Source organism: Bacillus cereus group sp. TH152-1LC, from assembly GCF_027710505.1.
Taxonomy (GTDB): domain Bacteria; phylum Bacillota; class Bacilli; order Bacillales; family Bacillaceae_G; genus Bacillus_A; species Bacillus_A mobilis.
The window spans coordinates 1-8,779 of sequence record NZ_JAQFNK010000052.1 but is presented as its reverse complement, the minus strand read 5'-3'; the positions used below and the strand labels follow the sequence as shown (position 1 = coordinate 8,779).

Genomic DNA, 8,779 nt, shown 5'->3' with positions numbered 1-8,779 from the left:
ATCGCTCAATGTCCAGAAAAAGTTTTACAAAGATTAGGTGTTGAACAATTGTTAAAATATTAAACTTGATCTATATATAAGCTTGCTTTTGCTCTTAGATTAGAAGTTTATGAGAAAGAGAAGCAATACGGGGGTGATGACCTATGAATTTTGTCCAGCCCATACGTGATCCAGAAGAAATACAACAGTTAAAAGAGTATTTTAAGGAAAAAAGCTTACGTAATTACATTCTCTTCATTATGGGCATTAATACAGGTCTCAGAATATCAGATATTTTGAAATTAAAAGTAGGAGATGTCAAAGGGAGCCATATCTCTATGAGGGAAAAGAAAACAGGGAAACAAAAACGTATTCAAATTACTGCAGCATTAAAAAGAGAACTTAAATGGTTTATTGAAGAAAGAGAAGACAATGAGTTTCTATTACAAAGTAGGCAAGGGAAGAATCGTCCTATCGGTCGTAGTATGGCATATAAGATATTAAGTATAGCTGCAGCAGAGTTCGGATTAGATGAAATAGGTACGCATACGCTTAGAAAGACGTACGGGTATCATATGTACATGCAAACGAAAAACATAGCATTACTCATGGAGATATTCAATCACTCGTCAGAGAAGGTCACGTTACGTTATATAGGTGTAAACCAAGATGCAATGGATAAAGCAATGACTAGGTTTAAAATCTAAGCATTGCTTTTTCTTTTTAATTCTATACAGTTACTCATAAATTTCGTACTGTGTAACTCAAAAGGGGAAGTTTAATTAAGTCAATGATATCAAGGGATTCGGCGAAGGGGTCAGTTACACACAATATAAGATATGGGTAAGTCAAAAGCATAAATTTGTCCTTTTGCGTATACAAGTTATATATAATAAGGAAGAGGTGAAGCAGATGGTGTGTGAAAAGCTGTTACAAGCATTGGTTCAATTTCAAATGCAAAAGGGAGCAAATCCTGACACATTAAGGTTAAACCCAGATTATTATAGAATGATACTCGAACAATTGGCATACCCGGAGTGGTTAATTTACAGGAAAATGGTGAATCTGGAACAAATATTTTTAGGGGTTCCAGTAGAGCTAACAAATGAAATTAAGACATTTGAAATAAGAGAATAAAAAGGTGGCAGAGTCTTGACCGCTTTTTGGCAGAAAAAGTGCGGGTTGTTTTGGAATGATCGTGTTATATTTGTATTGTGAGAGGTGGCGGAAAACATGGCTCACAAGAAAAACTTTATAATTCAATATCTAAACGCCCCATATTGGTGGCATACTAAAATCCGAAACCAGCAGATGGTAAAGATTGAATGTTACCGTTATTAGGGAGAGCTTTTGCTCTCCTTTCAGTTACTTAATAAATTGTAAACAGGTTGTTGTAATGATGTTTAGGTAATTCGAAGGGGAGGGAAAAGTTAGTTTCCTTACCCAATAACGATATAGGCTTTTCATACAAGAGTAAATGATGTTCAGTTATTCTTTTTTAGTACATATGAATTTGTCTCTTGATACAGGTAATATATATGATTCTTGTTTTTTCTTTTTTCATTTAGAATAATCTTATGTATATGTATATGTATATGTATATGTATATAGGAGAGGCAGAAATTGATGCGAGTGAAAAAGGATATGTTAAAGCAATGGAAATCAGATTTTCAGGAGGAAAAAAGAAGGAAGAAAAAAGAGAAGAAAAAGAATAAAAAATATAATATTCCGGGTCGTACATCGGACTTTATGAATAGAGAAGATACGTATTATAAAAAGAATGGGGTATGGAAGCAAAAGAAGAAATAAGTATGAGGGGGAAGGTTTAATGGTTATAGATGGATGAAGGAATGAAGAATGCAAGAATATATAAGTGTGGTTGGTTATTCTAGATGAAAGGTATTCTGTGCATTCTTCAACCTTCGGAATAGAAATGGGAGGAAGAATGACGGATATCATTTGGTACGATACATGAGTGGGTATTAGCGCATGCAGTGCATCAATTTGATGGTAGGTTCTTCCTCTATTTGTATTATAGGCTTTAAATTGGTTTTTGATACCAATAAAAATGAATTAAGAAAAAAGAGGCGAATGAAATCGCCTCACCAACACATATATACAAAGAATTACACTAGGAACTGGATGTATACTATATTCTACTTTTGGTTATGGATACCTTTTTTTGATTATGTAAAAAACGAGTACATGTGCCAGCGTACCCGTTTTCTGGAATTTACACTCACTATTATTGTTATGTGTGTGAGTCATGAACAAATAATAGTTCGAAAAGTAAGGGTTCGAGATACTATATGTAAATGAGTTGAGAATGGAACCAAAGGACAAAGTAAATATGGTTTTTAAAACCAAAAGTATTAAGGGACATCAAAGCATCTTTTCATAGCCCGTTGATTACGCACTTCTTTTGTTTTATTTACCAAAAAAAGTAACCGATTTGGTTAGGTGATCATATATTAAGGTATGGGACAACCATTTAGTTGGTACCTATTCATTCATAGAGCTCCTTTCTATAATAGGGCTTCCTTAAGAGTAGCCATTTCATTTTGGCTGCTCCCTTTTTCTTTGATAGGAGAAAACGTTGTGATTTAATTAGGCGTATGATAGTCACATAGACAAGCATCTATAGGGCGCGGTCGTATATCCTATCATATGAAATGAAACTATTTCATATATAATCAAGCCGAAGATGTGAATGAAACTCAACGAATCAAGAAACAAAGGCATTCCATAGGGGGAGTGCTTTTTTTCTTGTGAGGAGGAGAGGGAATGAATCTACTGTAACAAAACAAGAACAAGCTGTCATCATTGGTACGTTCATTTCCAATAGTAGGAGAAGATATTGTAAACGAACATATTGATAAAAAGAAATTAGAGCATGTTATTCCAATGTGTAATGAGATAGAAGATAATACAACAAAGCAAAGAAGCAATGTTAATTTGTTAGATAAAGCTATGGATGAATTCCTGAAGGAATAGATAAAAAAGCACAGCTGCCTCATCAATTGTGGATGACAAGCAACTGTGCAAATAGAGAAACAGAAAGGTTTGATATAACTTGTATGTGATATCAAATATGATTAAGGGATTATTATTATAACATGAGGAATATACAATGGAATTGACAAAAATGTCCTTGGCAAGGACAAAATGAGAGAAGATACTCCAGTATGGATGGAAGTCTATTTCCTGTTAGGAAACCTAAATATGTAAAGAATGGAAAAGGAATAAAGAACGACTGTATAATTGTAACAAAAGAAAATATGGTGTAGTTTTAATGTGAATTACACAGTACGTTCCTTATCCTTCATGAAGTGACTGAAAGGATGAAGCATATACATATTCATACATATTCATACATTTCAAAGATGTAGAATAGCTAATTGGGGTCATTCAATGTACAAAGCCGTAGTGAAAGTTCTTCATCCACTTTTATTATTTACTAATTTTGGTTTTATATACCAAAGTGACGAATATAAATTAGTAAACACCCAATCGGGTGTTTTTTAATGGGAAAAGATAAGGAGTGGAGAAGATGGAACGCATCGAAACAAATTTACAAAAGAAAATTGATGTGCTCGGCCTTCGTCCTATGGACGATATAACCTATGGTAGGTACTTTAAAAATCGAACGGTAGTAGGAATTGGTGAAATGCAATTTAAGTATTATAAAATGTATGGGCAACAACCTATGTTTTATTCAATGACTCATCTTGCGGATTCGACAATAGAAGAATTAGTAAAGAATGATGAAAAGAATCAAAAGCAATTCAATCCTTCCTTTTTTATGAGATTAAAAAGAAGGGTTGATAGATGGTTGTTCAGAGGAGTAGTTCGAAAGTAGAGAGGGAATGAAGGAATATAAAACCAAACAACAGAAGCGTAAGTTCTATGACAGTGGTGAGTGGAAGAGGATACGTGAACAAGTAAAGAAACGTGACAACCATGAATGCCAAGCGTGTAAGCGTAATGGTAGTGTTCGTGTGGATACCAATGAATACAGTGAGAGCGCAAAGCGTAAGAAGATACAGCTCGTTGTCCATCATATAAAAGAACTCGAACATCATCCAGAACTTGCATTAGAAATAGATAATTTAGAAACAGTCTGTGTGGATTGCCATAATAAAGAACACGGAAGAGTTTACAAAAAGAAACAAAATAAATGGGAACACGATGAAAAGTGGTAAAAATGATTCGATAATAACACCCCCCTTAAAATATTTCATCAAAAATTGCTCTAAGGGGCACCGGAGGAGGGGGTTAACTGTCAGGTTTTTTTCAATTTTACGCACGTAAGGGGGGTGGGTAGATGGCTGTTAGCATTGTGAGGTTAAAAGAACAGCTCATGAATAGTATTGATATTACCGATTTAGTCGAAGTTGAAAAGGTAGAAAGATACATTGATCTTGTAAAAGCATTTAGAAAAATAAATAAAACCATTAATAAAGAAGGCGAGTCCGTAACGATAAAAAACGGTTCTCAAGTTTTTGTTAAAGCCCACCCTCTTATAAGTGAGAGGAATAAAATTAACAGTTCATTAATTGCTTTGGGAAGAGATATAAAGCTCGTTCCTAAAGTTGGTGGTTCTAAGTCTGGATATGATTCAAGTGATCTAATATGATTAAACAAAAATATGTGGAAGAATATATACAGCTCTACCAATCTGGAAAGATAAAGTTAAACAAAGAAAGAGAACTGTTAATTGAATATCTAGAAAAATATATTTTGAACAGAGACGATTTGTATTTTGATGATGAAATGATTGAGAAGTGTATCCGCTTTGGGGGAAAGTGGTATTTTCCATTACAGCCATTTCAAAAATTCTTAATAGCATTCGTTTTCTTATTTTATAAGAACAATGACCGTGTTTTTTACCGGAAATTCTTGTGGATGTTAGGGCGTGGTGGTGGGAAAAACGGTTTAATATCCGTCATTACTCATTTTTTAATTAGTGAATTGCATGGTATTCCTAAATATAACATTTCAGTTGTTGCAAATAGCGAAGATCAAGCAAAGACAAGTCCTGATGAAGTGAAAGACACTGTTCGTAAATATGAAATTTTAAAGCAAGGATTTAAAGCAACAGAGACTCAAACTACTTCTAAAGTTACGAAAAGTATATTGAAGTACAGAACTTCAAATGGAGAAACAAAAGATGGTTTGCGTGATGGTGCCGTTGTGTTTGATGAAATACATCAATATGAAAGTAATAAAGATGTTCGTGTTCATATCAGTGGTTTGGGGAAAAAGAAAAATCCGCGTGAGTTTTATATTGGTACAGATGGATATGTACGAGATGGATTTTTAGATAAGTTAAAAGAAAAAGCAATGAAGGTTTTAAAAGGCGAAGCTCGTCCTAATGCAGTTTTTCCATTCATTTGTAAACTAAATGATGAAAGTCAAGTTGATGATATTGATAATTGGGAACTTGCTAATCCTATGTTGTCAAAGCCCTTAAGCGAGTATGCAGAAGGCTTATTCGAAACGATAAAAGAAGAATATGAAGATTTAGAGGACGACCCTAGTAATAGAGAAGAGTTTATGACAAAGCGAATGAATTTACCCGTTACAGATTTAGAAAGGTCTGTCGCGAAGTGGGAAGAGATTGCAGCGACAGATCGGGAGATACCAGACTTACGTGGTCAAGAATGTATTGGCGCGCTCGATTATGCGATGATTCGTGATTTTGCAGCGTGCGGATTGCTGTTTAGAGGTAATGGTGATTATATATGGAAGTCTCATTCGTATGCTAGAAAGGAATTCGTTGATAAATACTACAGTTATTCGAAAAAACAGGATGCTGAAACGGCTGGTAAGAAGAAGTTTGCACCAATACGGGAATGGGAAGAACAAGGTCTTCTAACAGTCGTGGAAGGAGAAACAATTGATCCAAATACTATAGTTGCTTGGTTTGTTGAAATGCGAAATCATTATAATATTAAGAAAATCATAATGGATAATTATCGTGCAGATTTGCTACGGACACTTTTCGAGGATGCTGGGTTTGAGGTTGAAGTCATTAGGAATCCGAAAGCTATTCATGGATTGCTCGCCCCTAGAATTGAAGTTGCATTTGCACATCGTCAGATTATTTTTGGTGATAATCCGTTAATGCGTTGGTATACCAATAATGTACTCGTTGTTATAAGGAAAGATGGAAATAAAATATATGAAAAGAAAGAGCCAGTTCGTAGAAAAACAGATGGATTCCAAGCGTTTGTACATGCTATGTATCGAGCGGACGAGGTAAGAGAAAAAGATGTTGGTGCAGCATTGGACTTGCTGAATGCGTTGAAATTTTAAGAGGGGGTGATGACAATTGGATGGTTAGGTTCAGTGTTTAGAAGAAATAAAGAACTAGAATTTATGTTGGATCTGGATGCATTAACCGATACAGCAAACAGGCTTCATATGAAACGTTTGGCGATTGATACATGTGTCTCATTTTTAGGAAGGACGATTAGTCAATCTGAATTTAGAGTAAGAAATGGTAAAGAATTTAAGAAGAATGAGCTGTATTATCGATTAAACGTAAGACCAAACAAGAATATGACCGCAAGTACCTTTTGGGAAAGGTTTGTTCGCAAACTTATTTATGATAATGAGTGTTTAGTCATACAAGCAGATGATGGTGATTTACTTATTGCAGATGGATTTCAACATAATGAGTACGCTGTGTTTGAAGATATTTTTACTGATGTAAGGGTAAAAGATTATACGTTTAAGAGAAGTTTTAAGCAAAGCGAAGTTATTCATTTGAAGTATCGAAATGATAAATTATCTCCACTTATTGATGGATTATTTGAAGATTACGGTGATTTATTTGGTAGGATATTAAACTCACAGAAACGTAAAAATCAAGTTCGTGGCACGGTTGATATGGATATGATTGGTGCTAAAACTGAGGAACAAATAGCAAAGCTACAAGAGTTTATAGACAATATGTATAAGTCAATCGGTTCAAAAGATATAGCTATTGTTCCACAGCAAAAAGGTATTAATTATAACGAGATATACGATGGTGTTGCAAATGGTCCAAGTGTGGAAGAAATCAATAAAGTAACAAATGGTTTCTTGAATCAAGTAGCTATGGCAATTGGTATTCCTATAGCTCTGATATATGGAGAAATGGCTGATGTAGAAAAGCAAACGAAAAATTATATGCTTTTCACAGTACGACCATTATTAAAAAAGCTATCTGATGAAGCGAACGTTAAATTCTTTGAAATGAGTGAATATCTTTTAGGACGAAAAATTGAGGTTAAGGCTGTTTCCTATCAAAGTATATTTGATCTTGCGACAAGTATTGATAAACTCATTTCTTCAAGTGCATTTACAGGAAATGAAATTCGTTCAGAAGTAGATTATGAGGAGTCGGATGATCCAAATCTAAATATCCATCATATTACGAAGAACTATACAAAATTAAATGAATCTGAAGGGGGTGAGAAATGATGGAGCATGTGAATATGAATAAGCTTTTGAACTTAAAACGAGATATTCGTTTTGAAGCTAAAGGTGAAAATGAATACAAATTAACTGTTTATGGGTCAATTGGTGGATGGTTTAGTGAAAACAATGCTGAAGTAGTAAGAAGAAAAATTCAAGATGTTAAAGCAGAAAAAATTCACGTTCATATTAATTCGGGTGGAGGTTCCGCATTTGACGGTGTAGCAATTTGTAATCAGTTAAAGCAGCATAGTGCGGAAATTATAGTTCATATTGATGGTTGGGCAGCTAGTGCCGCGTCTGTAATTGCAATGGCAGGTGATAAGATCATTATGCCTAGTAATACTATGATGATGATTCATCAAGCAAGTACCTTTGAATATGGAAATGCAGATTTATTTGAAAAAACAGCACGAGATTTACGAAAGATTGATTCAGCTTTAGCGGCATCTTATAAAAAACGTTTTGTTGGGACAGACGAAGAATTAAAACAACTTTTAAAAGATGAAACATGGCTAACAGCAGAAGAAGCTGTCGCACTTGGTTTAGCTGATGAAATTGCTGATGAAATTGAAATTGATGATACGCAAGAAGATGAAGAAGTGGAAGTTGTAGAAAATTTTAAAGAAGATATAGTAGCTAAGTATATGAAACAGCCAAATAATAAAAATCCAAAAGAGCCTATTCAAGAGCCTGTTAATACAAAACAGAATCTGAGTACGCTCTTTTTAACTTTAGGAGGAAAATAAGATATGGTTATTAAGTTTAATAATTTCGAAGAGAAGAAACTGGCTTTTGCAAAAGCAACACAGGAAGGTACAGCAGAAGAACAATCAGCAGCACTAAATTCCATGATTGAAGCACTTGCTACAGATGTACGAGCAGATATTTTAAATCAAGTGAATGAATCAATGGTAGATCGTTCTATTATGCAGTCTCGTGGCGCTAATGTATTAACAAGTGAAGAAATGAAGTTCTTTAATGCAGTTGTGGAAGATGGCGGCTTTAAGTCTACTGATACTTTACCTAAGACAACACAAGAGAGAATTTTTGATGATTTAGTTCAAGGCCATCCGTTGCTAGATCATATCGGTTTAGAGAATTTAGGAGCCGTGACAGAATTTATTTATGGAGATCCAGAGGGTGCAGCTGTATGGGGACCGTTATTTGGTGATATTAAAGGACAATTAAATGCTACATTCCGAAAAGAATCAATTACTCAACTGAAATTAACAGCATTTATTCCACTAGCAAATGACATGTTGAAGCTTGGTCCAGTATGGGTGGAACGATATGTTCGTACTATGATTACAGAAGCAATGTCAGTAGGTTTAGA

Annotated in this window: 9 protein-coding genes and 2 pseudogenes; all 11 read left to right on the top strand. The window is 34.5% G+C overall.

Features of this window, described 5'->3' with window-relative positions:
* Positions 1-143: 143 nt before the first annotated feature.
* Positions 144-686, top strand: coding sequence for a site-specific integrase (locus PDL00_RS34305; protein ID WP_270733807.1), 543 nt, complete (start codon positions 144-146; stop codon positions 684-686).
* Between the two features lie 205 nt (positions 687-891).
* A complete protein-coding gene (locus PDL00_RS34300) occupies positions 892-1,116 on the top strand; it encodes a hypothetical protein (protein ID WP_270733806.1) in 225 nt (74 codons plus the stop codon).
* A gap of 489 nt (positions 1,117-1,605) precedes the next feature.
* A complete protein-coding gene (locus tag PDL00_RS34295; protein ID WP_270733808.1) occupies positions 1,606-1,788 on the top strand; it encodes a hypothetical protein in 183 nt (60 codons plus the stop codon).
* 959 nt (positions 1,789-2,747) lie between these two features.
* Positions 2,748-2,973 (top strand): annotated as a pseudogene (locus tag PDL00_RS34290) (hypothetical protein).
* 556 nt (positions 2,974-3,529) lie between these two features.
* On the top strand, positions 3,530-3,838 hold the full coding sequence (locus PDL00_RS34285; protein ID WP_270733805.1) for a hydrolase: 309 nt from the start codon (positions 3,530-3,532) through the stop codon (positions 3,836-3,838).
* 7 nt (positions 3,839-3,845) lie between these two features.
* Positions 3,846-4,181: an HNH endonuclease gene (locus tag PDL00_RS34280; RefSeq protein ID WP_270733804.1), complete on the top strand. Its 336-nt coding sequence runs from the start codon at positions 3,846-3,848 to the stop codon at positions 4,179-4,181.
* A 122-nt stretch (positions 4,182-4,303) separates the two neighbouring features.
* Positions 4,304-4,615 (top strand): P27 family phage terminase small subunit, encoded by a 312-nt coding sequence (locus tag PDL00_RS34275; protein WP_134994954.1) that lies wholly within the window; start codon positions 4,304-4,306, stop codon positions 4,613-4,615.
* Complete coding sequence (locus PDL00_RS34270; RefSeq protein WP_270733803.1) at positions 4,612-6,297, top strand: terminase TerL endonuclease subunit; 1,686 nt, start codon at positions 4,612-4,614, stop codon at positions 6,295-6,297. Before PDL00_RS34275 ends, PDL00_RS34270 begins: the two co-directional genes overlap by 4 nt.
* Positions 6,298-6,303: 6 nt before the next feature.
* A complete protein-coding gene (locus tag PDL00_RS34265) occupies positions 6,304-7,449 on the top strand; it encodes a phage portal protein (RefSeq protein WP_270733802.1) in 1,146 nt (381 codons plus the stop codon).
* The gene (locus PDL00_RS34260) at positions 7,449-8,192 is read left to right on the top strand and encodes a head maturation protease, ClpP-related (RefSeq protein WP_270733801.1); all 744 of its coding nucleotides are present in this window, start codon (positions 7,449-7,451) and stop codon (positions 8,190-8,192) included. Before PDL00_RS34265 ends, PDL00_RS34260 begins: the two co-directional genes overlap by 1 nt.
* Positions 8,193-8,195: 3 nt before the next feature.
* Positions 8,196-8,779 (top strand): annotated as a pseudogene (locus PDL00_RS34255) (phage major capsid protein); the annotation flags it as partial.

Bases quoted from the DNA above. Each gene is read 5' to 3' on its own strand.
- PDL00_RS34295 (WP_270733808.1), top strand. From the start codon at position 1,606: ATGCGAGTGAAAAAGGATATGTTAAAGCAATGGAAATCAGATTTTCAG.
- PDL00_RS34275 (WP_134994954.1), top strand. From the start codon at position 4,304: ATGGCTGTTAGCATTGTGAGGTTAAAAGAACAGCTCATGAATAGTATT.
- PDL00_RS34260 (WP_270733801.1), top strand. From the start codon at position 7,449: ATGGAGCATGTGAATATGAATAAGCTTTTGAACTTAAAACGAGATATT.
- PDL00_RS34280 (WP_270733804.1), top strand. From the start codon at position 3,846: ATGAAGGAATATAAAACCAAACAACAGAAGCGTAAGTTCTATGACAGT.
- PDL00_RS34305 (WP_270733807.1), top strand. From the start codon at position 144: ATGAATTTTGTCCAGCCCATACGTGATCCAGAAGAAATACAACAGTTA.
- PDL00_RS34300 (WP_270733806.1), top strand. From the start codon at position 892: ATGGTGTGTGAAAAGCTGTTACAAGCATTGGTTCAATTTCAAATGCAA.
- PDL00_RS34270 (WP_270733803.1), top strand. From the start codon at position 4,612: ATGATTAAACAAAAATATGTGGAAGAATATATACAGCTCTACCAATCT.
- PDL00_RS34285 (WP_270733805.1), top strand. From the start codon at position 3,530: ATGGAACGCATCGAAACAAATTTACAAAAGAAAATTGATGTGCTCGGC.